Annotated in this window: 25 protein-coding genes; 16 read left to right on the top strand and 9 right to left on the bottom strand. The window is 53.5% G+C overall.

Going from position 1 to position 25,452, the window contains the following annotated elements; all coding sequences use genetic code 11:
- Positions 1-78: 78 nt before the first annotated feature.
- The 3 genes from B5F35_RS02430 to B5F35_RS02420 are packed head-to-tail and all read right to left on the bottom strand — an operon-like array spanning position 79 to position 1,771.
- Positions 79-906 (bottom strand): deoxyribonuclease IV, encoded by an 828-nt coding sequence (locus tag B5F35_RS02430; RefSeq protein WP_087237718.1) that lies wholly within the window; start codon positions 904-906, stop codon positions 79-81.
- Positions 906-1,385: a methylated-DNA--[protein]-cysteine S-methyltransferase gene (locus tag B5F35_RS02425; RefSeq protein WP_087237716.1), complete on the bottom strand. Its 480-nt coding sequence runs from the start codon at positions 1,383-1,385 to the stop codon at positions 906-908. Before B5F35_RS02425 ends, B5F35_RS02430 begins: the two co-directional genes overlap by 1 nt.
- A complete protein-coding gene (locus tag B5F35_RS02420) occupies positions 1,382-1,771 on the bottom strand; it encodes a hypothetical protein (RefSeq protein ID WP_087237714.1) in 390 nt (129 codons plus the stop codon). The genes B5F35_RS02425 and B5F35_RS02420 overlap by 4 nt, the downstream gene beginning before the upstream one ends.
- Positions 1,772-2,004: 233 nt before the next feature.
- On the opposite strand from B5F35_RS02420, the gene B5F35_RS02415 reads away from it, so the two are divergent.
- Positions 2,005-2,523 (top strand): hypothetical protein, encoded by a 519-nt coding sequence (locus B5F35_RS02415; protein WP_087237712.1) that lies wholly within the window; start codon positions 2,005-2,007, stop codon positions 2,521-2,523.
- Positions 2,524-2,598: 75 nt separating this feature from the next.
- Here B5F35_RS02415 and B5F35_RS02410 read toward each other — a convergent pair whose 3' ends face one another.
- Positions 2,599-3,264, bottom strand: a complete 666-nt coding sequence (locus B5F35_RS02410) for a hypothetical protein (protein WP_242969367.1) — start codon at positions 3,262-3,264, stop codon at positions 2,599-2,601.
- Positions 3,265-3,358: 94 nt separating this feature from the next.
- Positions 3,359-3,526, bottom strand: a complete 168-nt coding sequence (locus B5F35_RS18635) for a hypothetical protein (protein WP_162611307.1) — start codon at positions 3,524-3,526, stop codon at positions 3,359-3,361.
- Between the two features lie 251 nt (positions 3,527-3,777).
- Here B5F35_RS18635 and B5F35_RS02405 point away from each other — a divergent pair, with 251 nt between their 5' ends.
- The 9 genes from B5F35_RS02405 to B5F35_RS02365 all read left to right on the top strand — a co-directional run bounded on the left by B5F35_RS02405 (position 3,778) and on the right by B5F35_RS02365 (position 13,594).
- The gene (locus tag B5F35_RS02405) at positions 3,778-5,244 is read left to right on the top strand and encodes a recombinase family protein (protein ID WP_162611306.1); all 1,467 of its coding nucleotides are present in this window, start codon (positions 3,778-3,780) and stop codon (positions 5,242-5,244) included.
- Between the two features lie 377 nt (positions 5,245-5,621).
- Positions 5,622-6,389 (top strand): DUF4358 domain-containing protein, encoded by a 768-nt coding sequence (locus B5F35_RS02400; RefSeq protein ID WP_087237708.1) that lies wholly within the window; start codon positions 5,622-5,624, stop codon positions 6,387-6,389.
- Between the two features lie 97 nt (positions 6,390-6,486).
- Positions 6,487-7,914, top strand: a complete 1,428-nt coding sequence (locus B5F35_RS02395) for an MBOAT family O-acyltransferase (protein ID WP_087237706.1) — start codon at positions 6,487-6,489, stop codon at positions 7,912-7,914.
- 15 nt (positions 7,915-7,929) lie between these two features.
- Complete coding sequence (locus tag B5F35_RS02390) at positions 7,930-9,075, top strand: DHHW family protein (RefSeq protein WP_087237704.1); 1,146 nt, start codon at positions 7,930-7,932, stop codon at positions 9,073-9,075.
- Positions 9,076-9,363: 288 nt separating this feature from the next.
- Positions 9,364-9,588, top strand: a complete 225-nt coding sequence (locus B5F35_RS02385; RefSeq protein ID WP_087237702.1) for a helix-turn-helix domain-containing protein — start codon at positions 9,364-9,366, stop codon at positions 9,586-9,588.
- 144 nt (positions 9,589-9,732) lie between these two features.
- The gene (locus tag B5F35_RS02380; protein WP_087237861.1) at positions 9,733-9,945 is read left to right on the top strand and encodes a helix-turn-helix domain-containing protein; all 213 of its coding nucleotides are present in this window, start codon (positions 9,733-9,735) and stop codon (positions 9,943-9,945) included.
- A gap of 23 nt (positions 9,946-9,968) precedes the next feature.
- Positions 9,969-10,991, top strand: a complete 1,023-nt coding sequence (locus B5F35_RS02375) for a zinc ribbon domain-containing protein (protein WP_242969366.1) — start codon at positions 9,969-9,971, stop codon at positions 10,989-10,991.
- 23 nt (positions 10,992-11,014) lie between these two features.
- On the top strand, positions 11,015-12,340 hold the full coding sequence (locus tag B5F35_RS02370) for an SPFH domain-containing protein (RefSeq protein WP_087237700.1): 1,326 nt from the start codon (positions 11,015-11,017) through the stop codon (positions 12,338-12,340).
- A gap of 36 nt (positions 12,341-12,376) precedes the next feature.
- Positions 12,377-13,594 carry a DUF6591 domain-containing protein gene (locus B5F35_RS02365; RefSeq protein ID WP_087237698.1) on the top strand — a complete coding sequence of 406 codons (1,218 nt, stop codon included), beginning with the start codon at positions 12,377-12,379 and terminating at the stop codon, positions 13,592-13,594.
- Between the two features lie 197 nt (positions 13,595-13,791).
- On the opposite strand, the gene B5F35_RS02360 is transcribed toward B5F35_RS02365, so the two are convergent.
- Both B5F35_RS02360 and B5F35_RS02355 read right to left on the bottom strand, forming a co-directional pair.
- The gene (locus tag B5F35_RS02360; protein ID WP_087237696.1) at positions 13,792-14,664 is read right to left on the bottom strand and encodes a hypothetical protein; all 873 of its coding nucleotides are present in this window, start codon (positions 14,662-14,664) and stop codon (positions 13,792-13,794) included.
- Complete coding sequence (locus B5F35_RS02355) at positions 14,654-17,683, bottom strand: RNA dependent RNA polymerase (RefSeq protein WP_242969365.1); 3,030 nt, start codon at positions 17,681-17,683, stop codon at positions 14,654-14,656. Before B5F35_RS02355 ends, B5F35_RS02360 begins: the two co-directional genes overlap by 11 nt.
- Positions 17,684-17,805: 122 nt before the next feature.
- On the opposite strand from B5F35_RS02355, the gene B5F35_RS02350 reads away from it, so the two are divergent.
- The 6 genes from B5F35_RS02350 (at position 17,806) to B5F35_RS02330 (ending at position 22,997) form a co-directional block, all read left to right on the top strand.
- Positions 17,806-18,882: an AAA family ATPase gene (locus B5F35_RS02350; protein ID WP_087237694.1), complete on the top strand. Its 1,077-nt coding sequence runs from the start codon at positions 17,806-17,808 to the stop codon at positions 18,880-18,882.
- A gap of 158 nt (positions 18,883-19,040) precedes the next feature.
- Positions 19,041-19,196, top strand: coding sequence for a hypothetical protein (locus tag B5F35_RS18630; RefSeq protein WP_162611305.1), 156 nt, complete (start codon positions 19,041-19,043; stop codon positions 19,194-19,196).
- Positions 19,193-19,504 carry a plasmid mobilization protein gene (locus B5F35_RS02345; RefSeq protein ID WP_087237692.1) on the top strand — a complete coding sequence of 104 codons (312 nt, stop codon included), beginning with the start codon at positions 19,193-19,195 and terminating at the stop codon, positions 19,502-19,504. Before B5F35_RS18630 ends, B5F35_RS02345 begins: the two co-directional genes overlap by 4 nt.
- Positions 19,505-19,507: 3 nt before the next feature.
- A complete protein-coding gene (locus B5F35_RS02340) occupies positions 19,508-20,875 on the top strand; it encodes a relaxase/mobilization nuclease domain-containing protein (protein ID WP_087237690.1) in 1,368 nt (455 codons plus the stop codon).
- A gap of 48 nt (positions 20,876-20,923) precedes the next feature.
- A complete protein-coding gene (locus B5F35_RS02335; protein WP_087237688.1) occupies positions 20,924-21,208 on the top strand; it encodes a hypothetical protein in 285 nt (94 codons plus the stop codon).
- An 85-nt stretch (positions 21,209-21,293) separates the two neighbouring features.
- Positions 21,294-22,997: a recombinase family protein gene (locus B5F35_RS02330; protein WP_087237686.1), complete on the top strand. Its 1,704-nt coding sequence runs from the start codon at positions 21,294-21,296 to the stop codon at positions 22,995-22,997.
- 219 nt (positions 22,998-23,216) lie between these two features.
- Here the strand turns inward: B5F35_RS02330 and B5F35_RS02325 are convergent, their stop codons facing one another.
- Positions 23,217-24,143: a lactonase family protein gene (locus tag B5F35_RS02325; RefSeq protein ID WP_087237684.1), complete on the bottom strand. Its 927-nt coding sequence runs from the start codon at positions 24,141-24,143 to the stop codon at positions 23,217-23,219.
- 2 nt (positions 24,144-24,145) lie between these two features.
- The gene (locus B5F35_RS02320) at positions 24,146-25,438 is read right to left on the bottom strand and encodes a GNAT family N-acetyltransferase (RefSeq protein WP_162611304.1); all 1,293 of its coding nucleotides are present in this window, start codon (positions 25,436-25,438) and stop codon (positions 24,146-24,148) included.
- Positions 25,439-25,452: the final 14 nt, after the last annotated feature.

Here is a 25,452-nt window from a genome sequence, read left to right as displayed (position 1 = left end):
TCCCCTCTGTCGGTTTCCACGGGAAAAAGCAATATACGGATATAGTATAGCAAAAAAAGCGGGCCCGTTCAAGGGAAATCATTCCAGTCCGCGCAGGAGAGCGATCTCCGCCGCATAACCAGGCAGCTCATTTGGTGTTTCCAGACAGAACGGCAGGCCCTGAAGCTGCGGGTGCCGGACAATCTGGGCAAACGTATCCAAACCCAGAAAGCCTTCCCCGATTTTTTCATGCCGATCCTTATGGCTTCCCAGCGGGTTTTTGCTGTCGTTGAGATGAACGGCACGCAGACGGGACAGCCCGATGACCCGATCAAACTCCCGCAGAACGCCGTCAAGATCGTTCACAATGTCATAGCCCGCGTCGTGGACATGGCAAGTATCCAGGCATACGCCAAGATGATCGCGCAGCTCCACGCGATCCAAAATTGCCCGCAGCTGCTCAAAACGTCCTCCTACCTCGGTCCCCTTGCCCGCCATGGTTTCCAGAAGTACTGTTGTATGCTGCTCCGGTGTCAGAATCCGGTTGAGCTGGTCCGCGATCAGGCGAATGCCTTCCTCCATTCCCTGCCCCGTATGGCTTCCGGGATGGAAATTGTAAAGCGTACCGGGCAACTCTTCCAGACGCCGGAGATCGTCCGCCATGGTCTGCTCCGCAAACTCTCTGGTTTCCGGCGTGGAGGAACAGGCATTGAGCGTATAGGGAGCGTGCGCCACAATAGCCGAAAAGCCGTTGTCCCGCATCAGTTCCCTTAGAGCCAGGGTATCCGCGGGATCCATTTGCTTTGCCCGGCTCCCCCGGGGATTGCGCGTAAAAAACTGAAACGTGTTCGCCCCGATGGACAGGGCTGTTTTCCCCATCTGCAAAAATCCTTTCGATGAGGAAAGATGGCATCCGAGATACAGCATCAGCCGTTCCCCCTTTCCAAAGCAAGCAGCGCCTGTTTCATCGCAAGCCCGCCCGCATAACCGGTCAGCGCCCCGCTGGACGCAATGGCGCGATGGCATGGGATCACAATCCAAACAGGATTGCGCCGGCACGCATCCCCGGCAGCGCGGAATGCTTTAGGGCTCCCTGCGCGCTGCGCCAGCCAGGCATAGGAACGCGTCTCCCCATAGGGAATTTCCAAAAGGCCGCGCCAAATCTTCTGCTGGAACGGTGTTCCCTGCGGCAGGAGCGGAAACGGAAAAGGAGTCTGTGTACCGTCGAAATAGGCATGAAGCCAGCGCACCGTCCCCTCCGACAGCTCCGTTTCCTTTTGCGGCAAATCGGCCGGAGGCTCTCCCAAGCGCAGAACAGACAGTGCGCCTTTTCTCTCTCCCAGCCACGCTTCCCCAAATGGAGTGGAAAAGCACCGCACGCTTTCCAACGCTTCCCTCCCCCTCATTCCTGACCAATCCTTTTCTTCAGCAGAGCGATGCGGTTCTCATGTGCCATGATGGCGTTTTTCACACGCTCCTGGGTATCCTTCGGCTCCGTCTCCTTTCCTTCCTCGTATGCCTTGCGAAGGCGCTCCAGCCGTTCCTCAAACTCTTCCAATTCAATTTGAAGCGGAACCGGCTGGCCGAGGGCATCGCCGTAAACAGCAATCAGGGTTTTCTTTGCCTCCGGATAAGATACAGTGTCGTTCTCCTTGAGCGCCATGCTTTCCAGAGCCTTGAGCAGAAGACGCTCCACCGGCTCCCCGCATTGCAGGCCCTTCATCACCTCCACCTGAAGCTGGTTAGCATGAGCAATTTCGCTCTGCCGCTCCTGTGTGATTTCCTGTGCCATAATCGATCAGGCTCCTTTCAGACAAACAAATTTGGCTTATCCTTTCATTTGGAAATCAGTATACTTTTTTTCCAGATGCCTGTCAAACGGCCTGGCATACAGCCTGTAAAACGTTGTCAGAAATTCCTTTTGTTTTGTTCACACCAATTTCACAAATTCAGGGTAGGATAATAGCCACACCAAAGCTAAAGAGTGGTCCGCTTTCAAGCGGATCCCGGAAAAGAGGTTGAATCATGAACAAGATTTTTAGAAAAATGACAGCAGTGCTTCTTCTCTGCGCTATGCTCGCCACGCTGGCTGCCTGTGGAAATACCGACTCGACCAGTTCCTCCACGTCCTCCGGGACAAGCGTTTCCTCCACGGTATCCGGTACGGAATCGGAGACACCAGAGGAGTCTGAAGCACAGACTTCGTCGGAGACGGCAAGTGAAGTTGTGTCCGAGACTGCTTCCGAGGCTGCCTCTCAGGCGGCGTCTGAAGCTGCTTCTCAGGCGGCAGAGTCTGGCGACCCCGCTCCGATGGAGCATGTGATGAAGGGAACCATTGAGGACGCTACAATGAACACCTTTGTTCTCAAGACCAATGACGGTTCCATCACCTTCACAATCGGTGAGGACACCAATCTGGACAACATGCCGAACGGTCTGAAAATCGGCGACAAGGTGTCCGTGATGTACACCGGCAATATCGAGGGAACCGATGGCAGCAAGGTCAATGTCACCCGCGTCAACCCGGTTAAAAATCTCGACTAATCGTATCTCCCTCAACAGAAAGAAGGGGCTGCATCCGAATATGGATGCAGCCCCTTTTGGCGTTTTCCGCTGCCCTTATCTGGAGCAGGAAGGACGGCCGGAACAGCCTGAGGAAGTATTCTGATTACTCTGGCAGCAGGAGCAATGGCTCTCGCAGAAGGAATCCCCGGCCTTGGGCGGGAAAAATTCGTCGGTCGGAAAATCAATACGGCTGAACATATCGCAGGGACTGTCGGAGGTGGAGGTAGTGCACTCCTTCTCCGGGATGCAGAAATCGTACGTCGGGATCAGCATCTGCACGTTGCGCACGATCTGGACAATGGTGAACAACCCCACCGCGATATAAATGCCGCGGCGGCAGTTGCAGTCAAACCCACCGCCGTACCGGCGGCAGATCCCGTCGGGAATATGGCAGCAGGCGTCGCAGTGCGAGCAGCAATCCTTCACATAGGCGGCCAGACCGATCGGCTGCGCTACCTGCACGCTGGCCTTGGGCAGCACGCGGCTGCAGGCCGGGTCCACCGATTCGCAGGCGTTGTCGGAGCTGAAGGATTTGACATTTCCTTCCCCACCGTAAAGGATCACTTTCTTATTGAAAATTGCAATGCCGCTTACTACCACGGACGCGGACGCCGGGGCCGAGCATATGTCCAGGCAGACGTCGAAGAAAAACGTCATGTCGACCGAATAGAAGCCCTTGTTGAACGGCACCGGTTCCAGGTTCAGGTAAACCGTGATCACATCCACGCTCCGCAGATGGGCGCTTGTTGCGTTTGCGATCAGATCGTTTTTGTCCTGTGTGAAGTAGACGCGCAGATCTTCCAGACAGTCTTTATCACTGCAACCTTCTCTGTATCAGATTCGCCGCTTCACGCTCCAGCTCATAAAGCCATTCCTCCAGCCTCTCCTCCTGAGGAGGCGGCAGCAGCGTAACAAAAAACACCGGCTTGCTCCGCCGCTCTCCTTCGTCCCGCAGAGCAATTCGTTCTTTTTTCTTCTCCATAGCTCTCTTCTCCTTTCCTGTCCGTATCAAAGGAAGCCTGGATTTCCCTGCTTCAACGGCAGTTTTCCGGCACACTTCCCTCTTCCTTTAAGGATAATCGCTGTCCTCCGATTTTTATGACAGGGCAGATACTGCAAAAAAATTTTTCTTTTTCTGTAACATTCGCTTTTTTCCGCTGGTATTCAAGGCGGGAAACGAAAATATTTCCCGCCGTCCTTTCATACCTATCTTCTGTAAAGGAGGTAGGGAGCATGAAAACCTGTATGTACCTGCGCAAATCCCGGGCAGAGGATTTGTCTGACAGCACCGGAGACACTCTGCGCCGCCACAGGGAAACACTGGAGGAAACGGCGCGCGCAATGCAGCTGACAATCTGCGGCGTTTACGAGGAGGTTGTCAGCGGCGAGGATCTCTACGCGAGGCCCGAAATGCTGCGCCTGCTCCGTGATGTGAAGGACGGTGTATGCGAAGCTGTCCTGTGTATGGACATCGATCGCCTTGGCCGCGGCACCATGAGCCAGCAGGGTGTGATTCTGGAAACCTTCAAGGAAGCAGGTGTGCGGATCATCACTCCCCAGAAAACGTACGATCTGCGGGATGAGATGGACGAGGATTACACGGAGCTGCAAACCTTCTTCGCCCGCAAAGAGCTCAAGCTGATCAAAAAGCGGATGCGGCGCGGCGTGGAACGCACAGCCGCCGACGGCGGTTACCTGGCAAACGCTCCCTATGGGTATGAAAAAACCAGAGCGGGCCGCCTGCCGACGCTCAAAATCCGAGAGGACGAGGCCGCATATGTCCGCCAAATGTTTCTCTCCTATGCAAACGGCGAGGGGACTCCGGCGATTGCCGCCTTTCTCAACGCCTGCGGCGCGCACCCCAGACGAAGCGAAGCTTTCACACGAGGAGCTGTCATGAACATTCTGCGCAATCCTGTTTACACGGGAACCGTCATCTGGAACCGCCGCCGGTTTCTCCGCTCCGGCGGGCAGTCGCCCGGCTGCCGGAAAATCGAAAACAACCGGGAGCAATGGGTGGTTACGCATGGGAAGCACCCTGCCATTGTAACGCAGGAGCTGTTCGACCGCGTACAGGCACGCATGCGGGCGAGAAGCAAACCGTCAGGAACCGGCCGCGAGCTGGTCAACCCTTTCGCCGGCCTGATCCGATGCGCCAACTGCGGCGGTCTGATGCAGCTGCGTCCCCGCGCCAACCGGCCGGGCGGCTATCTGCTGTGTGAGCGGGCCGGCTGCTGCCCCTCCTGCGATTTCTCCGACGCCGCGGATACACTTCGGAACGCTTTGCGTCCGCTGCTTCGCCGGATCCCCATTCAGCCCGCCGCGCCCGATCCCTGCGATCAAAAACGCGAATACCTTCTTCTTAAAGCGGAAAAACGGCTGCGCACACAGGAAGGGCGTCTTTGCACCCTTCTGGAATCCGGAATCTATTCCCCCGCTCTTTACGAAGAACGCCGCCGCATATTGCTCGCTCAGCGGGAAAAACTATCGGAGCAGCTTTGCCGCCTGCCCGCCGCTCCGGACAATCCTCAGCGCACAAAGGACTTTACGGCGGAAGATGCGCTGGATGGTGCATCTCCTGCCGAGGAAAACAGGCTTTGGCGCCTTTTGGTCCGATCCATTCTCTGCCGGAGCGAACGCGGCCCGGACGGACACCATGTTTCCTTTGAGATTCAGCTGCGCTGCTCACCGGATGTATAACAGCTGTGACAACCGCAGGGTTGCGGTTCACTGCAGCTGTCATACACACGCATCGCATCGATGCAGACCGCTTCCTTAAAGCAATTCGACGAGCAGCCCGTCGAAACAAAACTGGTATCATCCATAGCTGAATCCTCCTAGCATGACACAAATCGGGGGTTAGTACCGCCGGAGCCCACGGCCGCCGGGTCCGCCGCACGTCCCGGGAACGCGCCTTCGGAACCTTTCTGCCCGCACGGCAAGCCGCAGGATTCCGCCGTTACTCTAGTACCAATGTATTTCAAAACCAGAATTTTTGTGCCAAAAACTTCCGTTTACCCGCGATATTCATACCATCGCTTTTTATTATTATTTTCATACGAAAGGTAGATTTCCAAATGATGAAAAAGAAACTGATTGCCGCTCTGCTCGTCTGCGCCATGTGCGCTTCCCTGTTCACCGCCTGCACCAGCGGCGGTGATACGGCTTCCTCCGGATCTTCCTCCGCCATCACCTCCTCCGAGACCGAATCCTCTCAGGCAGAATCGTCTGAAACGGAATCCTCCGAGGCAGAATCCTCTGAAGCGGAGTCTTCTGAGACTGAGTCCTCCGAAGCCGCTCCTTCCCAGGCAGCCACCTCTGAGAAGCCCTCTTCTCCCTCCTCTGCTCCGCAGGCAAGCCAGACTCCTTCTTCCGACAATGCCGCTGCTTCCAGCACTGTAGCTCTGAGCACCATCCTGGACGCTGTGAAAAGCGCGTACGGTGAGAATTATCTTCCTTCCATGGACCTGACGGCCGAGGATCTCAAAACCCGTTTCGGATTGAATTCCGAAGATTACACGGAGGCAATCGGACAGGTTGCCATGATGAGCACGCAGGTTGACACATTTGTAGCCGTTCACGCCAAGGAGGGCAAGGCGGAATCTATTGTCTCCGCTCTCAACGCCTACCGCGATGATCTGGTGAACAACTCCCTGCAGTACCCCATGAACATCCCCAAGGTCAACGCCTCCAAGGTGTATCAGAAGGGCGATTATGTGTTCTTTATCATGCTCGGCGCTTTTGCTCCCGATGATCTGCTGGCGGACGATCCGGCCGCAGTCACCTTCCATGAGGAGCAGAACCAGATCGCCATTGACGCGATTGACAAAACACTGGCGGGCTGATCCCGGCAGCATCAGGAGCCGCGGCGCCGGGATCGGCGCCGCGGTTTCTGCTTTTCTTGTGAATCCTCTATTTTACGACAGAAGGTGAGGAACTCTCGTGGTATTCAGCAGCCTAATCTTTCTTTATCAGTTCTTTCCGCTTGTTCTTCTGCTCTATTTTGTCATTCCCAAGCGTTTTCGCACCGCCCGCAATCTGATCCTTCTGGTGTTCAGCCTCTTGTTTTACAGCTGGGGGGAACCGGTAGCCATCTGGCTGATGGTCGGCTCCATTGTCCTCAATTATGCGTTGGGCTGGCTGGTACAGCGTTTCTGTGATCGCGAAGAACGAAAAAAGGCACGCGTCGTGGTGGCGGTTTCCGTTGCAATCAATCTCCTGCTGCTCGGTATCTTCAAATATGCAGGATTCTTTCTGGAAAACATCTCCGCTCTTCTGGGACGGGAGCTCCCTCTGCTCAAGATCGCTCTGCCGATCGGAATTTCCTTTTATACCTTCCAGTCGCTTTCCTATCCTGTGGATATCTACCGGGGAGAAGCCAGGGCGCAGAAAAATCTGGCGGCCTTCGGTATGTATGTTTCCTTCTTTCCCCAGCTGATCGCGGGACCCATCGTCCAGTTCCATTCCATCGCGGATCAGCTGACCGGACGCAGCGAGTCCCGCGACGCCTTTTCCCAGGGGATCTCACGCTTTTTGCAGGGACTTGGAAAGAAAGTCCTTTTGGCCAACAGCATCGGCCTTGTGTGGGAGGAAATCTCAGCTATGCCGGCTGGGGATCTGCCTGTGCTGATGGCCTGGCTGGGACTCTTTGCCTTCGCATTCCAGATCTATTTCGACTTCTCCGGCTATTCCGATATGGCGGTGGGAATGGGCCTGATGTTCGGCTTTCATTTCCCGGAAAATTTCGATCATCCCTATCGCTCCAAAAGCATCACAGAATTCTGGCGGCGGTGGCATATTACGCTGGGCAGCTGGTTCCGCGATTACGTGTATATTCCCCTCGGCGGAAACCGGCGCGGACCGGCAATTCAGATCCGCAACATTGCCATTGTATGGGCTCTGACAGGAATCTGGCACGGGGCAAGCTGGAATTTTCTTCTGTGGGGCGTCTATTTCGGCATCCTGCTGATTCTGGAAAAGCTGTTCCTGCTCCGCGTACTGGAAAGAATCCCATCCTTTTTCCAGCATGTCTATGCCCTGTTCTTTATTTTGATCGGATGGGTGCTGTTTGCCTTTGACGATCTTTCGCTGGGAATTTCCTATCTTTCCGCTCTGTTTGGAGCCGGTGGAAAACTGCTTTCCAATGAGACTATTTATCTGTTCTACACCAACCTGATTCTGCTGATCGTTCTCTGCATCGCGTCCGCTGGGATTCCAAAACGGATCCGGGATGCTTTCTCCCGCTTTTCCAAGCGGAGACCCCTTCCTTACGCCGCGCTCCGCTCGATCTGCGCCGCTTTGCTGCTGCTTCTGAGCACCGCTTACCTGGTGGACGCAAGCTATAACCCGTTCCTGTATTTCCGTTTTTGAAAGGAGGCGTCCGATATGAAAGAAAAAATAGGTGCATGGCTTCCCATCGGCGTGTTCCTGTGTCTGCTGGCGGCGATCTCCGCCTGGAATTTACTGCGCCCGGTACGTGTTTTTTCAGAAAATGAAAACCGCACGCTTGCCCAGTTTCCCAAGCTGAGCACAGAAACACTGCTCAGCGGGGATTTTTCGGAAAACTATGAAAAATACCTGGCAGATCAATTTCCCGTGCGCGACGAGTGGATCTCCCTCAAAACGAGAACGGAACTGCTGCTTGGAAAAAAGGACATTAACAATGTGTTCTTTGGAAAAAACGGGTGGCTGATTGACAAATACAAAGGGACGCTCTCGGAGGAACGGATTCAGGATAATCTGCAAAAGCTTTCCTCCTTCACACACGACGCTGTGGACAAGCTGGGAGAGGAGCATGTGAGAGTGATGCTGGTTCCCACGGCCAGCGGCGTGCTGGACAACCGGATGCCCGCGTTTGCCACCGACTTTGATCAGGCGGGGATGCTGGCGCAGGCAGAGGAGCTCTGCCCTGAGGGAACCTTCCTCAATCTGCTCCCTGTGCTTCAATCGCACAAGGAAGAACCCATCTATTACCGCACGGATCACCACTGGACGACGCTTGGTGCTTACTATGGCTATGAGGAATGGGCGGAAAGCTGCGGGCTGACTCCCTACGCACGCGATGATTTTTCAGAGGAAACCGTGGCGGATGACTTCTATGGCACAACCCATTCCAAAATCAATCTCCCGGTCTATCCGGACAGTATCATCCGCTATACACCGCGCAGTCCGATTTTCTACCATCTTACCTTCAACCTGGGAGAGTGGGAAAGCGACTCCCTGTATGATGAGACAAAGCTGGAAGGGAAAGACAAATACTCCTACTTCCTTGGCGGGAACAATCCCATGGTGGAGATCACGGCGTCCTCCGGAGAACCGGGCCGCCGCCTGCTGATTGTCAAGGACTCGTATTCCCATTGCTTCGCCCCTTTCGCAGTCAATCATTTTGAGAAAACCACACTGATTGATCTGCGCTACTTCAATCTGGGGGTAAAGCAATTTATGGAACAGGAAGATTTTACCGATGTGCTCATTCTTTACAGCACTGCAAACTTTGCGGACGACCGTAATCTGAACACTCTTGTGAAATAAAGAAACCGCCAAAGGGTTAAGCCCCATAGGTACACAATGTGGACCTATGGGGCTTAACGCCGTGTATGGGAGAAATCAGAGCTTGTGGAGTACCACAAGCTCTGATTTTATATGATGTGTTTTTCGAAATGAGTCACTTTATTTTCTCAAAACACGGTAGAAAAATATGTTACTGTGAAACTTGAATCTATGTAAATACGCTTCCGAAAAGCATTCTGCCACTTGTGCCTGTGTTGATTCATTCACGAATTCGTGATAAGATATATAATAGCGTTAAGGAGGTCAATTATGGCGATAAGTTACAAGAGGCTATTTCATCTTTTGATTGATAAAGGCATGACCAATTCAGAGTTGATGGAGCATACAGGTTTCAGTGCCAATATTATCACCAGAATGAAGCGCAATAACTATGTGTCGTTGGAAAGCATCGAAAAGATTTGTCGTGCACTCAACTGCGGAGTTGATGATATTCTGGAATTCATACCAGAAGAAAATGACAAGATTGCCGAATGAGCATTTGGGGTTCGCAAGAAGTTGCGATATTTATTTCAGAATTTAGCAAATCGTGTGGACAAATTGTCATTTATATGCTACTGTATTTAAGAGGTAGCATGTTGCCGATTTGCAGCTTAGTTAAAGGAGGCTGCATATATGGGGATGCGTGTGAGCTATAAAAAGCTCTGGATACTACTCATAGAAAAAGAAATATCTCCCGCAACATTAAGAAAAGACCTAAGCATTGCTACGGGCACTATGACAAAGATGCGCCACAACGAAGAAGTTGCTCTTTCGGTTTTACTGAGGATATGCGACTATCTGGATTGTAATATCGGCGATATTTGTGATGCTGTGCGTCAAGAAGATTTTTAATTGTGTTTTGGGAGGTATATATCATGCCTTTTTGCGTGAATTGCGGACATGCGATAAAAGAAGGGACAAAATTTTGCACTAACTGTGGAGCAGCAATCGTTCCACACCACAAGCCGGAAAGCACCGAAAGGAAAACTTTCTACGATGGAGAAATCCGAAAATGTCCGAATTGTGGTGAGATAATAGACTCTTTTGTGGTTAACTGTCCTTCTTGCGGTTATGAATTGAGAGGCTCGGCTGCAACAAGCTCGGTACAGAAGCTCTATTGGGAGTTAAATAGAGCGGTTACCGCTGAACAAAAAGCAATGATGATTCGAAATTATCCAATTCCGAACTCCAAGGAAGATATTATCGAATTCATGATCTTAGCGTCATCCAATATTGGTGGCGAACCGGATGATTGGGTTTTTGAAGCCTGGATTGCGAAGTTTGAACAAACATATCAAAAAGCGCAGATAAGCTTGCAAAATGATCCTGCTTTCACTCAGATAGAAGAAATCTATGAAAGAACAGAAAAGACCATTGCACTTGAGAAAATATCGCATTCGACAGCCAATGCGGGCAATATGGTTAAGACCTATTTCCATGCGATGCCAAATCCTGTGTTTGCCATCATAGCTGTTTTTCTTGTCATTTTTAATTTGATACGGCTGTTCAATGGACAGTTTGCTGGAATAGACATTATTTTTGATGCAATTATTTTGAGTGTGGCATACAATCTGACTGAAAAGAAGGCAAAAAAGGCTAAGAGAGAAAGCAACGGCTCGGAAAGCATTTCCGAAACCTACGAGGACAAAATAAAAGTGCCTCCAGCTATTGTTGAAGGAACATCAGAAAATTATGTTGTAATTGAAACAATGTTTGCTCAAGCTGGTTTTAGAAATGTCCGCTCGATTCCGCTGAATGATTTGACTTTTGGGGTGAGAAATAGGCCAGGTACGGTTGACAAAATTACAATCAACGGCAAATCCCTTTCATCCTATTTCATAAAAAAGTTTGATGCAGATGTTCCAATCGTGATTACATACCATAGCATGAGAAATTAACTGATTTATTGGAGGTGTTGGGAATGGGGTTGTTTGATAATAAAACCAAGGCCGGTGGCTTCATGGATGAAATCCGCTGTGATGAACCATCCTACCTAATCTGGAAATGGCATCCGGCTGGATCACAACCTGGAAATAACAATCGAGAAAATGCCATTCGTTGGGGTTCCTCTCTCCGTGTGAAAGACGGCGAGGTTGCAGTCTTTGTATATAACCAGAAAAATGGTGTCATGCAGGACTACATAGAGGGACCGTATGATGAAATTATCAAGACGGAAAACCTTCCCGTCTTGGCAAGCATCATTGGATTAGCCTATGACGGCGGTACACCGTTCCAGGCAGAGGTTTATTTTATTAACCTTGCCCAAATCATTCAGGTTAAGTTTGGCGTCCCGTTCTTTGACATTTATGATCCTCGGTTTGCAGACTTTGGAGTGCCTGTGGCTGTCAGAGGCACAGTTAGTTTCCGCATTGCGGATTATAGAGAGTTTATTAAACTTCATAGACTGAATGGCTTCCGTCTGGATGATTTTCAGAAGCAAATCCGAGATGCAGTCATCCGTTATGTGAAAGATACTGTGGCCAACGCTCCGGCAGCCAATAATATTCCCGTCATTCAAATTGAAACTAAAACGGCTCAAATCAATGATGCCGTAGAATATGACATCAGTGAACGGCTCAAAGAAGGTTTTGGCGTCCTGGTTTCCGGTGTTGACATTGGAGCGATTGAGATCGACAAAAGCAGTGAGGGCTATCGTCAACTCATGGCCGTCACAAAAGATATTACCGCAACCAGAATCGAAGCGGAAACACAGGACTATGTGGAACGGCTTCGCATCCAGCGTGAGGAAGGCCAGTACGCTATGCACAAGCAGACGCAGACGGCCAATATCGGTGCTTTTCAGGTGGAAAAACAGGCAGAGGTTGGCGTTGCCGGTGCACAAGCACTTGGTCAAATGGGAGCCAACGGTGCTGGTGATGTAAATCTGAGCGGCGGTGGCGAAGGTTTCAATATGGCTGCTATGATGGCCAGTATGGCCGTTGGTGGTGCTGTCGGGCAGAATATTGCCGGAGCGATGAATAACATGATGGGCGGAATGGGCCAGCCCCCTCAACCGGGAGTAGTCCCCCCTCCGATTCCGACAGTGGCATACCATGTTGCGACGAATGGGCAAGCAACCGGGCCTTTTGAGCTTTCTGTTCTTGCACAGATGGCAGCAACCGGGCGGCTTACTGCGGATAGCTTGGTGTGGAAAAACGGAATGGCACAGTGGGTTAAAGCTGGTACTGTGGACGAATTGAAGGGCCTGTTCAGTACCATGATGCCCCCTGTCCCACCCGTTGAATAAGGCAATCTATAAATATCTGCAAAGGAGGATATTTTCATGAAGTGCAAACAATGCGGTACAGAATTTGAGGGTAAGTTTTGCCCGGAGTGTGGAGCGAAAGCAGAGATAGAAAGTCCTACTCCTCCACCACCTCCGCAGCAAGAAGCAACCCCCAATTATCAGGTACCCCCTGTTCAGAACGGATACACAATGAAGAAAAAGAAGAAAAAGCCCTTGTATTTGAGATGGTGGTTTATTCTTTTGGCTGTCGTTGTTGTAGTTGGTGCCATCTCAACCCTGTTTGGTGGCGGTGGCGGAGATAAGATCAAATGGCCTGAAATGGTACTTGGAACCATGATTTCCGAGCCACCTTCCCTAAAAGGGACTTTGTACGAAAACTCTGATGAACAACTTTGGGTCTCCCTGGATGGTGTTTCCGATTCCCAGTACAATGATTACCTTGATGATTGCATCAGCAAAGGTTTTTCTGTTGATTCACAAAAAGAATCCTATTCTTACAAGGCGTACAACGCCGAGGGATATTTACTGGATATGAGTCATATCGGTGAAAATCTATCAATTACTCTTGAAGCACCGATGGAGATGGGTATTATCGCTTGGCCCACAGGTACAGCCGGAAAGCTATTACCTACTCCTAAATCCACAGTTGGTAAGTTTGAGTTTGAACACGACGATAGCTTCTGCGTTTATATCGGCGAAACTTCCCAAGAAGACTATGACGAATATATTGTTGCCTGTTCCGATATGGGATTCAATGTGGACTACGATAAGGGCGACATATACTATCGTGCTGACAATGCTGACGGATACCATGTCAGTATCGAATATAAGGGCAACAATATTATGTTTGTTCGTATTGATGCCCCTTCGGAAGATGAGCAACCCCCCACAGAAGAAGTTGAACCGGACAGCGCACCCGCTGAGGAAACAACTCCAGAAAACACTGACCAACCAGCCAGCAATGAACCGGAGGCCAATAGCAACCCTGATGGGTTGGACCCCGATTTCAAGGCTGCTATGGATAGCTACGAAGAATTTATGGACGAGTATTGTGCATTTATGAAGAAGTATTCTGAATCTGATGGAACGGATCTCAGCTTGCTTGCGGATTACGCAAAGTACATGGAAGAGTATGCGGATTTTGTTTCTGATTTTGATAAGTGGGAAGCTGAAGATATGACTACTGCTGAAACCGCATACTATATCGAGGTCCAGACAAGAGTAAACCAGAAACTGCTTGAGGTGGCAGGATAGACTTCTTTACCATCTGGGAACAGATTGACCCGAGAGCTTGCCTACAAACTTCTCTGTGGAGAGATGTTCAGCAAGCAAAATGTTGTATTTGCCCACAAAAGGTAGTTGTAAAGATCACCGGTACGGTATCGATGTCCTTTGAAAGAGTCAGGCATCCATCTCCAGCGGAAGAAGCGGAGATGGATGCCTGATTCTATCTACTCGATTACAACGCCTTCACCCAGCCGATACCGACACAGCCCAAAGCCGGTCTCCGAGCGTTCCATGATGGTCTCTGGGATCTGCTTGAGATACTTTCGCCCAAAGCTGGTGGTGCCGAAGTACGCGTCAAAGTTGGCCACCGGCAGCACCACCCAGTCGGAATCCTCCGGCTTATTGGCAAGGTAGTAGGCTGCCAGCGTCTCAACCATCTCCACTGGAACGCCCTTGGGCGTGAGGCTGTGGAGCCGCTCCACCAGCGCAGGCGGCAGTTCCGGTTCCTCAGCACGGAGCGGCCCCAGTTCCAAAGCCTGGGCCAGAAAACTGTCAAACCGCAATCCCCACTGCCCCTTGGTGGTGGGAGCAAACAGAGGGATCTGCATCTGGATCACCTTGTCCTGCCAGGCTCCATCAAAGCCCTTCTCAATGGCAGCACACTTCTTCTGGGCGCTGCTGGATACCCTCTCCGGGTTTTCCCGCACAAAGGCTGCCACCCGATGCACATGCCTACGGAACCATCCGCTGCCGTTTTCATCCACGAGGCCGGGGAATTCCGAATGAAGTTCCCCAAAATCACTGCCAAACTGCCACGCCTCCCGAGGCGTGGCTTTTTTACTGTCCGGCACACTGCACCAGGCGCACAGGCCCCGCTTGGCATAGTCGATGCGCTCCCGGGGCGCTTCGGCTGGGCTGCCATCCTCATTATGAAACAGAAATCCTCTTGCCAGGGTGGTCAGCACCCGGTTGAGCCCCTCGAAATCCAGGATGGTGTCGAAGGTGAAGCGACCCAGATAGGTGGTGTCCTGCTTGTTCCGGGCGGTGTAGGTTACCGCACCGGTGTAGTCCTGAAACTCCTTCCACTCATTCAGCATGGTCCACCTCCAGCACATGTTCCTCGATGTGGTCCGGCAGCAGGTCCCACAGAAGGTTCCGCTTGTCCAGAGCCACCACATAGGGTACTGCCAGGCTGGGCCGGACGATCTTGTTCAGCAGTTTGCGGCAGACCTTGGACACCACGGCCCGCTCATTGCCGCTGAAGGGAGCGGACAGATAGGCCTCCATCATCTTCTGGAAGGCCGGGGAGTCCGCCGGGCGGCGGAGCTGCTTCCGTTCCCGGGCTGTCGCCAGATCGTCCACATCACAGACCAGATCTCCCAGCATGCGGAATCCGCTGTGACGGAAGTCGGTCAGGAGATCGTAGTAGTCTGCCGCCTCCGGCAGATACTCCCGCAGAAATGTTTCTCTCTGTTCTTCTGTCATGAGGTGCCACTGCTGTTCTACGATGGCCTTTCGCAGAACGGAGAGACGCTCCGGAGAGAGCTGCTGGAAGAAGGCGTACAGTTCGTCGCTGTCGCAGACTTCCTCCTGCCCTCTGGCGTAGAGGATGCGGTCAATGTCTGTTTTCCGCTGCTGTCCCTTGGCGGGGGCACGGCAAGCTCGGATGCGGGAGAGGCAGTGCTCGTAGTCCCACAGCAAGGCAGAAACAGAAGAAAGCGTTTTCTCATCCAGCAACCTCTTCCAGCTTCGCTCCTGGGCGAAAGCGAACAATTCGCTGTCCTTTGCCGGCTTCTCCTGGATCTTGGGCGTATTGCGCTCCAGCTGGCGGGCCAGCCAGGGCAGCCGCTCCACCGGGGAGTCCACCGTGTCCCAGTCGATCCCGGCAAAGAAGGCATCCAGACGCTCTCGGTGGGTGGGCTCATACCATGCACGGCGGCGCTCCTCCGCACGCTCCAACAGATATTTGTACTGGAGGAAAGGAGTGCGCTTTACCTTCCGTCCGCCCAGAAATTCATCCAGGTTGGGCCGCACACCGGTCTTGGCCGCGTCTATCTCCAGTCCGCTGTAGATGGCCAGGGCTTCCAAGTCCCGGCGGCACCGCTTGCGCTCCTCTGGGTCGGCGTGATCGTTGTAGGCGATGACGCTGCGGTCCAGGGCGGCGTTGCAGATCTGTCCGATGCGGGCAGCAAAGGTGTTCTCCACCGTCTGAAACCGAGCCTGCCAGTCGTTAGCGTCGGACTTGGGTGCGGAGAGAGAGGGGATCTTCAGCAGGGGCAAGTTGGCGTTGTTGGAGAGCTGTTGATGGACATCGTAATCATAGTTCCGCTTCACACAGCGGTTCAGGATGGGATCGGCAATGGTCTTGATGAGGTCGCCGTCGTAGTCGGCACCGCCCAGCCGCTCCGCCGCCAAACTGTCTGCAGACACCATGACCACATCGGTGAGATGGCCCAGGTAATGCTGGCGCAGTGCGTCTCCCCCCGGATACACCGACAGCTGTAATTCCTCGTTCCGGGCAATGTGGGGATTGCGGAGCAGAGTACAGCTGTCCTCGTGGTCATAGACTGCACCAGGAGCAAAGAAACTGTCCTCCGCAAAGAAGTCTCCCATCACCTGATTGCAGAAGTCCCGCTCACCGGGCAACTGAAACACACGGGGCGCGATCAACTGCCGCAGCAGTTCCAGAAGATCACCGGAGAGGAAGCGGTTGTCCCCTGGCACCAGCAACCGCCCAACGGCGTAGCCTCGGAGGATCTTCCGGGCCTGCCCATCCAGCTGTTCCGCGTAGATAGGTTCCCGGATAAACTTCGGGTTCGTCTCCAACACCCGGGCCATGATGTTCGCCCGACTTCCTTTTGACTGGCTCAGGCCCCGGCGAAAGTATTCCTGCTGATATGCTTCATTGGCACGAAAGTTATAGTAGGCCGTCTCGGTGGCCTTGGTCAGCCATTGCCGGGGGTCATCCTCTGGACTGTGGCTCCAGCCCTCCGGCAGGTCGGCGGGGCGAAACTCCTCCGGCTGGATGGAGAGGGTGGAGAGGAACTGGTAGTTGAGCTCCACCAGTTTCTCCGGCTCCGTCTTGCTCAGGTTGGTGATGTACAGGGCGTGATTGTAGTCCCGAAAGGCGTCCCAATAGTCCTCCCAGGTCATACCGTTCTCCCGCAGCCATCCGTATGCCTTGAACTGACTTCGGGTGAGGATGATGTCTACATTGCGGACAGGGTGCGACTTGCCCCAGATGTCTACGATGCTCTGGGTGCCGCTTCTCTTCAAGAAGTCCTTGAAATCCACCTGATGGAGCATCCCCTTGATGTAGGGCATCCGAATCTGGAAGGAGGTGTGGGTGTGGCTGCCGCAGCAAGCCTTGTCCACTACCTCCGCATACTCTTTGGAGATAAGGCCCACGCCGTCAAAGCAGGTGATGTCCAGAGCTTCCAGTGTATCTGCCCGGTAGAAGGTTCCCGGCTCTCTGTCTTCCCGCAGGGTGATGACAGGGGCTCGCTCCACTCTCTTGGTTGGATTGTCTATGACGATGACCCGGTGAGGTTTGTCAATGCGGATGCCGTCCACCCGGGTTCCGCTGGAGAACATGAGACCGTTGTAGGCGTAGAGTTTACTGAGCTGGCATCGGTCCAGCTCCATATTCAGCATGATCCGCTGGCGCATGGGCTCATACAGATCCGCCCGGATAAAGGAGAGGCGGGACTGACGGCTCATGCTGGCGGAGCGCTCAAAGGCCACATAGCGGTGCGGGCCGCTGCCGAAGTCCAGGGTGATCCCCTCGGGGCGGAACATGTCTCTGGCCTTCTCCCGGCGGGCCTGCTGCGTCTTTCCGGTTCCGCGCCGGTCAAAGATTCCGGCGAAGTCCATATAGAACAGCACATCGGAAAGCGATGTGACTTTCTCATCGCTACGCTCCCGCCAACCCTCCCCGTGGAGTTGGTACATCAGCTGATGGAACATAGCGCAGCTGTCCTGCTCGTGCTTGGCACCCGGTACCTTGCAGTGCTCGGTGGCACTGCGGTTCAGAGCAAAGGTGTAAACACCGTCTTGCTCCGCGGCATAACTCATCACCGCCCGGGCAGAGAGTTCGTAGATCTGATAGGTCGCCATTGGCTCACCTCCGTTTGCTCCATTCTACCATAAACCATTTCAAAATCAAAATGAATACTACTCCCACTTCTTTTGAGGTGGGAGCTTTTTGTATTCAAATTCTTGAAATGGAGGTACCAAACATGAACAACAAAATGAACCATCCCCTCATCACAGTGGACGGCAGAACCCTGATGGATCGTCCGCTGGAGCCGCCCAATTTTGTGGTGGATACCCTGATCTCTCAGGGTCTGCACATCCTGGCTGGCTCACCAAAGGTGGGCAAGTCCTGGCTTGCTCTATGGCTGGTGGTGACAGTTGCCAAGGGAGAAGCGGTCTGGAACATGAGCACCAGGCAGGGCACCACTCTCTATCTCTGTCTGGAGGATTCCGTCCTCCGCATCCAGAATCGACTCTTTGAGATCACCGAGGACGCACCAGACAGCGTCCACTTCTGCACGGAGTGTGCCCTCATCGGTCAGGGGCTGGAGGAACAGGTGGACGCATTTATCGCCGCACACCCCGACACCGTGCTGGTCATCATCAATACCCTGCAGATGGTTCGTCCGATCCACGATGCCACTTACGCTAACGACTACCGGGATCTGTCTGTGCTGAAGCGGCTGGCGGACAAGCACGGCATTGCCATCCTGCTCATCCACCATCTGCGCAAGGAAAAGGCGGAAGATGTGTTCCACCGGATATCCGGCACCACCGCCATCAGCGGCGCGGTGGATTCCAGCTTCACCCTGGTGGAAGAAAAGCGGGGCAGCGGCAGAGCCAGACTGACCTGCGTGGGCCGGGACATCGAATACCGGGAACTGGAGCTTCGCCGCAGCGAGGAAAATGTGTGGGAGCTGGGTTCGGACAGCAGAGAAGAACCCGTGCTGCGTGAGGATCGGATCGTCGTTCTCCTCTCTGCATTTATGAGCACCAGAACAATATTTATCGGCACTCCCACGGAGCTCTCTGAAAAGATCGACCCTGATAAGTCCGAAGGGATAACGCCCAAAAAGATTTCAAGGCTGATCCTGCAAAGCGTTGAGGCCCTAAGAAAAAATGAGATTCAGGCAACGGTGCGCCGCAGCAACGGGAAGCGAGTGATTGAGCTTCGTCGTGCCGATAGTGTCGATTTGGAGGGTGCCGCAGAAATCGTCCCTATCGACCCTGTCGAGGCGCTGTGCGGCGATTTGCGGGCGGTTTCCAGGTGCGGCGAGTAAACTCCCGCAAAGCAAAAGAAACGCCGTGTTGGGCCGCTTGTGGCGGAAGGAGGAGCGCGGGGGTTCGGCGCGGGAGAATCACCTCAAAAGGGGCCCCCGGCGAAACCCAGCAAAGCGGTTTCGCTGGGGAGAGGAGGAAGCACGGAGCGAGGGAGCTTTTGACCTCGGTCGGAAGCGACGGATGCGCAGTCGCTTCCGACGAGGGCCAGCATCGCGTTTGTCTGGTCACCGGCACAGCCGCCGCCCGCCTTCCGCTTGTTTGCGGGGCGCTGCCCCACACCCCATTTTACGAAAGACTGGAGGAAACGACATGAAAAAAGATATCAAGTTCAGTACTCGGATGGCATCCGCAGACCGGGAGGCCATCAAGGAATTGGCGAAACGCTCCGGAATGTCCATGAGCGATTATGTGACAGCCTGCTGTCTCGGAGAGCAGGTTGTGGTCGTCGATGGACTGAAAGAAGTGCTGAAGGAGCTGAAGTCCATCGGCAGAAATCTGAATCAACTCGTCACCCTGGCGCACATGGGACGTGTCACGGTGATCAACCTGGACGGTGTACGCCAGACATTCTCTGAACTTTGCGCCGCTGTCCGGTTGATTCTGGAACGAAGGCGGTGGTGAAAAATGGCGATCATCAGCTTCACTAACTACAAGCGAGGACAGACCACCGGATGCATGGGAGCCGTGATGCGGTACACCATGCAGAACAAGAAAACCGAGTGTGACGGTCAACAGTTGGTCACAGGCATCAACTGCCAGCCGGAATCTGTCTACGCAGACTTCATGACCACCAAGCGGTTGTATCACAAAACCGAGGGCGTACTTTTCTACCACATGGTGCAGAGCTTTCCGAAAGGCGAAGTGGTCGACCCGGTCACCGCCCATGCGGCGGCATTAAAGCTGGCTGAGTACTATGAGGGATATGAAGTTCTGGTTTGTACCCACACAGACCGGGAACACATCCATTCTCACTTCCTCATCAACTCGGTCAACTTCGATACGGGAAAGAAACTGCATATCGCAAAAGAGCAGCTCCAGGAACTGTGGCAGCGCAACGATCAGGTCTGCATGGAATTTTCTCTTCCTGTGTTCAAGCCCAAGGATAGGAAGCAGGAAACGAAAGCCATGACGATTGGCGAATATCATACCGCAGCCCGTGGCCAGAGCAAAAAGCTGCAGCTCATGAACATCATCAACGACTGTATGCGCCACGCATCCAGCCGTGAGGAGTTCATTGCACTGATGGAGAGCGAGGGCTACAAGGTGCGCTGGGAAGCGTCCCGACGGAATATCACCTACACCACACCCAGCGGCTGGCAGTGCCGTGACCGCCTGCTGTTCGGGGACAAATATCTGAAGGAGAATATGGAATATGAATTCAGGATCAGAAAAGAAATTATCTATGGACGAGCTGTTGGAAAAGAACCGACCTACGCAGATGGTACAGACCACGCCGCAGCCTCCGGCACAGGAGCTGACACCGCCTCCCGAAGTGTATCCCTCGAAAGCGGAGTGGGAGGAACTGCTGAGCAGCCTCTACACACTGGGGTACCACACCGAGAGACAGACTGGCTATCTGAAGAAGATCAGCGAACTGCTGGCGCAGTTTCCGACTCGGACGCAGATGGGCGAACTGCTGAAAGCGGTGAAGCATCTGGAGCAGATGAGCGAACAGGCTGGGAAACAGAAAGAGAGGCATTTTTCTCTGTCCAGCATCAGACTGCCCAGACTGAGTCTGCCGGACATTCCATGGACCAGTCTGCTGTTGGGACTGGCGGCCCTGGCGCTGACTGGGCTGGTGCTGTGGGTGGTGTGGTCCAGCTTGGACACGCTCTTGAGCGCGGCCAGGGGCCTGCTCCTGTGATGGACGCTACCACTACGCACCACCACACCGACAGCAAGGCCCTCCGGAAAGAACGACAAAAGAAAATCGCCCTCGGTCACAAGGAGGACGATCACGAAGAAGAACAGACTTGGCAGCAGACCATGTGACGGTCTGCTTTTTTGTTGCCCGAATTGGTTTCGGGAGAAAGGAGCGCCATGAAAAAGGCATATGAGGAGTACCGTGACACCGGCATGCTGGGCGGATACGATCCAGGCAGAGCACTGCTGCGTGAAACGGAAAGCGGAGAGGTACTGACCAGTTTTCGTGACACCAGCTACCAGCACCAGGACGATTACAACATCACTCAGCGGGAGATGCTCATTGGAGGGAAGGTCTTTCATGTGACCTCTGTGTTCCCAATGGCTGCCACAGCGACACCCACAGACAAGCTGCTCTCGCTCATTGACAAAGATCTAAAGAAGGAAGCCCACAGTGCGTAAGGTTTCCGTGGACTTGTGCAGGCCGGTGGGGTATACTGTCCGTACCCCATACCGGCTTGCCCCAGTAAAAGGAGGTTACAGATATATGGCAAGCCAAAAATACAATATCTTATACGGAAGACTCAGTCAGGAGGATGAGCGGCAGAGGGATGACCGGCAGAAAGAGTCCAACTCCATCCACAACCAGAAACTCTTCCTGGAACAGTACGCAGCGGATCATGGGTTTGAAAACACGCTGTTCCTGGCAGACGATGGCTACTCTGGTACAAACTTTGACCGTCCGGCCTGGAAGAAAATCATAGAAATGGTGGAACGGGACGAGGTGGAGACCATCATCGTCAAGGATCTTAGCCGTCTGGGACGAGAATACCTTCAGGTGGGACAGTACACGGAGATCTACTTTCCTGAGAAGGGTGTCCGCTTTATCGCGGTCAATGATGGCGTGGATTCCCTGGTGGAGAGCAGCAACGACTTCAACCCCATCCGTAACTGGGCTAACGAACTCCACGCCAAGGACACCAGCAAGAAGGTGCGCGCCATCAAGAAAATGCAGGCGGAGCGCGGAGAGCGGCTGGGCGGCAAACCGCCCTACGGCTACAAGAAAAAGGACAAGGACTCCAAGGAGATTATCCCCGACGAGGAAACCGCCCCCATCGTGCGTCAGATCTTTGATCTGTGCGCGTCGGGAAAGGGGCCGAACCAGATCGCCAGAATTTTGACCAGAGATCAGGTTCTGAATCCGACCAACCAGTACTATCAGACTACCGGAGCTGCTTGTACCAATCTGGATATCACCCGTCCCTACACCTGGTGCGGAAAAACCGTAGCCAACATTCTGGAGAACAAGGTCTATATCGGGCACACGCTCAACATGAAGAAAACAACGCTCTCATACAAAAATAAAAAGCAGATCCAGAAACCGGAGAGCGAGCAGATCCTGGTGGAGAACACCCATGAGCCGCTCATCTCTATGGAGGTCTGGGAGATCGTGCAGGATGTGCGGGCGCACAAGCGGCGGCCACCCAAGCACATGGAGGAACCCAATCTGTTCTCCGGATTGGTCTACTGTGCCGACTGCAAAAAATACATGGTGCTCTGTCGGACGGAAAAGATGCGGGAGGATCAGTACTATTTCCGGTGTTCAACTTACAGCAAGCGCGGGAAAAGCGCCTGCTCACCCCATCAGATCCGGGAGGCGGATCTGAAAGCCATCGTGCTGGATGACCTGCGCAGAGTCACACACTTCGCACGGATGAAAGAGCGGCAGTTCGCCCAGTATATCAACCAGAGGAACACTGCAGAACTGCGCCGAGAGATCAACCGTCTGCAGAAGGAACTGGATTCTATGCGTCGGAGATACGATGAGTTGTCCGCGCTGTTCAAGCGTCTCTACGAAGACAATGTTCTGGGACGGGTGACCAATGAACAGTTCCGCATGCTCTCCGCAGACTACAACGCCGAGCAAAAAAATCTGTCTGTCGCCATTCCAGTCAAGGAGGAACAACTGGAGAAGCTGAAAGCCTCAGCCGCCAATGTGGACGCCTTCATTGAGAAGGCCAAACGGTACACTACCATTGACGAACTGACGCCGGAACTGCTGCGGCTCTTCATCCAGCGGATCGAGGTGGGTGAACGGAGCCAAAAGCATTCCCGCTCCGCAGGACAAAGTATCAGGATCGTGTACCGAGACATCGGCAGAGTGGACAGCCCCATGCAGGAGGGGGAACACGCGCCAAACATCACAAAGCAGATTACAGACATCGGAGAAATCAAGCGATTGCTGGCATAAAACACAACAGGCGGACAGCTTCCGCTGTCCGCCTGTGTGCCTGACAATTCACAAGGTTCAGAAAATGTACCTATGGGAACTATCAGAACGGGTTTCCACCTGTATAAGGCAGAAAAGCGGCGCGATCGCGGGAAATGTTTCCCAAGATCGCGCCGCTTTGTTTGTACACTTCATTCCCCATACGAAAAAAGTACGACAAAAGTAAACCTGCCTTTTTGCTCAAAGCGCCAGTACACAGGACGCCTGGTGCAGAGGGTATTCCGTCTGCTTTGTCAGCGTGATTCCATCCCAGCGATATTGCCAGACGCTGTTTCCTCTTTGGCAGGCGGCAAACAGAAGATCTTCTCCCACGAACGCCAGATGGCGCGGCCAGTTGCCGGTTTCCCATTCCCCAGCTAGAACGGCTCCTTCCTTTGTCAGGCGGAAAGCGGAAACGGTATTCGGCCCACGGTTTCCGACAAACAGAACATTCCCCACGACGCATCCGCCGCCGGGTGCGTTTTCCAGACCAGTCCCGCTGGCGGGAAGCGTTTGTACACAGCTGCCCTCTTGGTCAAAAAAGCGAAGCATCCCATCGAGCTCACAGACAACGGCAAAACCGCCATCCGGCAGGGGGATCGGTTGGCGCGGCCCACTGCCCTCGGGCAGGGAAATCACCTGGGCTTCCCCCTCCGGCAGTCCTCCGGAAAGCGGAAAGCGGTACAGACGGCTGTTGCCGAGATCCGCAAGGCAGATCCCATCCTGCAAAGGCTGCACCCAGTGGGCACGCGGCGTACCGGACGGCAAAAATTCCCAAAGCACCCGTGTCAAATCCGCATCCACTGCAAAATAATGCCCGCTCTCGTAGCAGCTTCCAAAAATCACACCATTCACCGCCGTCAGATGGCACAGCGCCTTCCTTCCCGGCAGAGCAAGCTTTTCCAGTGGAGAGAGGGTATCTCCCCGCAGATCGTAGGAAACGATCGCCGCTCCCTCGGGCAGCTCCGACACCGCATATAAACGATCCTGCCAGCGGCAGCAAAACGAAGGGTTTCCCCCATGCCGTACGCTTATTTTTTCGGCAAGCCCTTCCTGTGTCCACTCCATCAGACGGATCTCATCCTCATTCCCACTATATCCGGAAAATAAAAGCTTTCCCTTGTCCATTTTTATTCCTCCCTCTGTTTTTGCTCACGGCAGTCAAACAGCCCGTGAAGCAATCCCTTTCTTTCATGCAAATCCAAAACAGCATGTACCATATGCTGGCAAATGGTTTTCTTTGGAAGCAGATGCTGGACCAGTTGAACAGCTGACTCTGTAACGGTCGGGATTTCCAGCACTGCTTCTCCCGGACAAAACGCCAAAAGTGCCCGCGCACTCGCTTGCAGCACAGGCAGAGCCGCGGTGGTATGGTTTCGTGTGCAGAAAAACTGCCGGAGACAGTACACCCCCTCCTCCTGTGTATCCAATATGGAACAGGCATCCAGACTGTTCCCCGTTCCCATCAGGACATAGCTCAGTTTGGGATGTGCATGCGCCAGTTCCTCCATGGAAAGATAATCGGCGTCATACCGTTTCAAATTATGATAAATCTGCTTCTTTTGATAATGGTCGAGCGATTCCAACGAAAACAACCCCTGCGGAAAAGAAGGATTCCTTTGCAAAAGAGGAGCATCCGCGAGTGCAGCAACAGAAATCCGCCATGCGCAGGCTGTTTTCTCCGTTTCCAGAGAAAAACTGGCTGCCTGCAAAAGTTCCGCTATTCCTTCTGCCGTCTCTGAAAATACAACCTCCATGCGGCAGAGTTCTCCTCCCATAAAGTCCATCAGCTCATCCAGAAGCTCCAAAAGCAGCGTCCCGCCAATTCCGCGCCGCCGGTGTGAAGGAGCGACATAGAAACTGATCCACTCCACCGCGTCCTCTCTTCCCTGGGAAAATCTTGCGCAAACGGCGCCGCAGACCTCGCTATCCTCCACCGCACAAAGGGAAAATGCCTGGCCGCGGGAAACAAGATCCACCGCTTCCCGGCTGAGAAGAGGCTTCACCCGTTCCGCCTGCTCAGGAAGAATCATATACACTTCGATGTGCTTGGTTCTGGCATCTCCCCACTTTTTCAGAGAATCGCCGTTTTGGAGGATTTTAAGACCACGCCCCTCTTCCAAGAAGAGCAATCGCCCACGCTTCCCCTGTTCCCGGTATTCACGTTTTGCTTCCTTTTCTCGCCGCTTGCGCTCTTTGCGGACCGCCTGTTCTTCCCGTATCGGAGCTCCCTCTGCGACAGGCACATTTTCGGGCAGCGCGGTCAGACGCCCCATGAACTGCTGATACAGCGTCTGCACCTGCCCTGCCTCCTGCTGCTGACGCTCCCTCAGTTCCTGGATCAGCGGCTGCAGAATGGTGCACTGTTCTTCTTGTATTTCGCGTTGCTCCGTTCTTCTGTGGATCTCAATCGGACCTGACATAACTGCCGCACACT

This window comes from Anaeromassilibacillus sp. An200 (assembly GCF_002160025.1).
GTDB lineage: Bacteria > Bacillota > Clostridia > Oscillospirales > Acutalibacteraceae > Caccousia > Caccousia stercoris.
The sequence above is the reverse complement of the archived record's forward strand: the minus strand, read 5'-3'. Positions and strand labels throughout refer to the sequence as shown.

Excerpts from the sequence above, each read along its gene's own strand:
- B5F35_RS02430 (WP_087237718.1), bottom strand. The coding sequence starts at position 906 with ATGCTGTATCTCGGATGCCATCTTTCCTCATCGAAAGGATTTTTGCAG.
- B5F35_RS02320 (WP_162611304.1), bottom strand. The coding sequence starts at position 25,438 with ATGTCAGGTCCGATTGAGATCCACAGAAGAACGGAGCAACGCGAAATA.
- B5F35_RS02355 (WP_242969365.1), bottom strand. The coding sequence starts at position 17,683 with ATGGCGACCTATCAGATCTACGAACTCTCTGCCCGGGCGGTGATGAGT.
- B5F35_RS02400 (WP_087237708.1), top strand. The coding sequence starts at position 5,622 with ATGATGAAAAAGAAACTGATTGCCGCTCTGCTCGTCTGCGCCATGTGC.
- B5F35_RS02380 (WP_087237861.1), top strand. The coding sequence starts at position 9,733 with ATGCGTGTGAGCTATAAAAAGCTCTGGATACTACTCATAGAAAAAGAA.
- B5F35_RS02390 (WP_087237704.1), top strand. The coding sequence starts at position 7,930 with ATGAAAGAAAAAATAGGTGCATGGCTTCCCATCGGCGTGTTCCTGTGT.
- B5F35_RS02350 (WP_087237694.1), top strand. The coding sequence starts at position 17,806 with ATGAACAACAAAATGAACCATCCCCTCATCACAGTGGACGGCAGAACC.
- B5F35_RS02345 (WP_087237692.1), top strand. The coding sequence starts at position 19,193 with ATGAAAAAAGATATCAAGTTCAGTACTCGGATGGCATCCGCAGACCGG.
- B5F35_RS02335 (WP_087237688.1), top strand. The coding sequence starts at position 20,924 with ATGAAAAAGGCATATGAGGAGTACCGTGACACCGGCATGCTGGGCGGA.
- B5F35_RS02370 (WP_087237700.1), top strand. The coding sequence starts at position 11,015 with ATGGGGTTGTTTGATAATAAAACCAAGGCCGGTGGCTTCATGGATGAA.
- B5F35_RS02360 (WP_087237696.1), bottom strand. The coding sequence starts at position 14,664 with ATGCTGAATGAGTGGAAGGAGTTTCAGGACTACACCGGTGCGGTAACC.
- B5F35_RS02375 (WP_242969366.1), top strand. The coding sequence starts at position 9,969 with ATGCCTTTTTGCGTGAATTGCGGACATGCGATAAAAGAAGGGACAAAA.
- B5F35_RS02330 (WP_087237686.1), top strand. The coding sequence starts at position 21,294 with ATGGCAAGCCAAAAATACAATATCTTATACGGAAGACTCAGTCAGGAG.
- B5F35_RS02385 (WP_087237702.1), top strand. The coding sequence starts at position 9,364 with ATGGCGATAAGTTACAAGAGGCTATTTCATCTTTTGATTGATAAAGGC.
- B5F35_RS02340 (WP_087237690.1), top strand. The coding sequence starts at position 19,508 with ATGGCGATCATCAGCTTCACTAACTACAAGCGAGGACAGACCACCGGA.
- B5F35_RS02415 (WP_087237712.1), top strand. The coding sequence starts at position 2,005 with ATGAACAAGATTTTTAGAAAAATGACAGCAGTGCTTCTTCTCTGCGCT.
- B5F35_RS02325 (WP_087237684.1), bottom strand. The coding sequence starts at position 24,143 with ATGGACAAGGGAAAGCTTTTATTTTCCGGATATAGTGGGAATGAGGAT.
- B5F35_RS02365 (WP_087237698.1), top strand. The coding sequence starts at position 12,377 with ATGAAGTGCAAACAATGCGGTACAGAATTTGAGGGTAAGTTTTGCCCG.
- B5F35_RS18635 (WP_162611307.1), bottom strand. The coding sequence starts at position 3,526 with ATGGAGAAGAAAAAAGAACGAATTGCTCTGCGGGACGAAGGAGAGCGG.
- B5F35_RS02420 (WP_087237714.1), bottom strand. The coding sequence starts at position 1,771 with ATGGCACAGGAAATCACACAGGAGCGGCAGAGCGAAATTGCTCATGCT.
- B5F35_RS02405 (WP_162611306.1), top strand. The coding sequence starts at position 3,778 with ATGAAAACCTGTATGTACCTGCGCAAATCCCGGGCAGAGGATTTGTCT.
- B5F35_RS02425 (WP_087237716.1), bottom strand. The coding sequence starts at position 1,385 with ATGAGGGGGAGGGAAGCGTTGGAAAGCGTGCGGTGCTTTTCCACTCCA.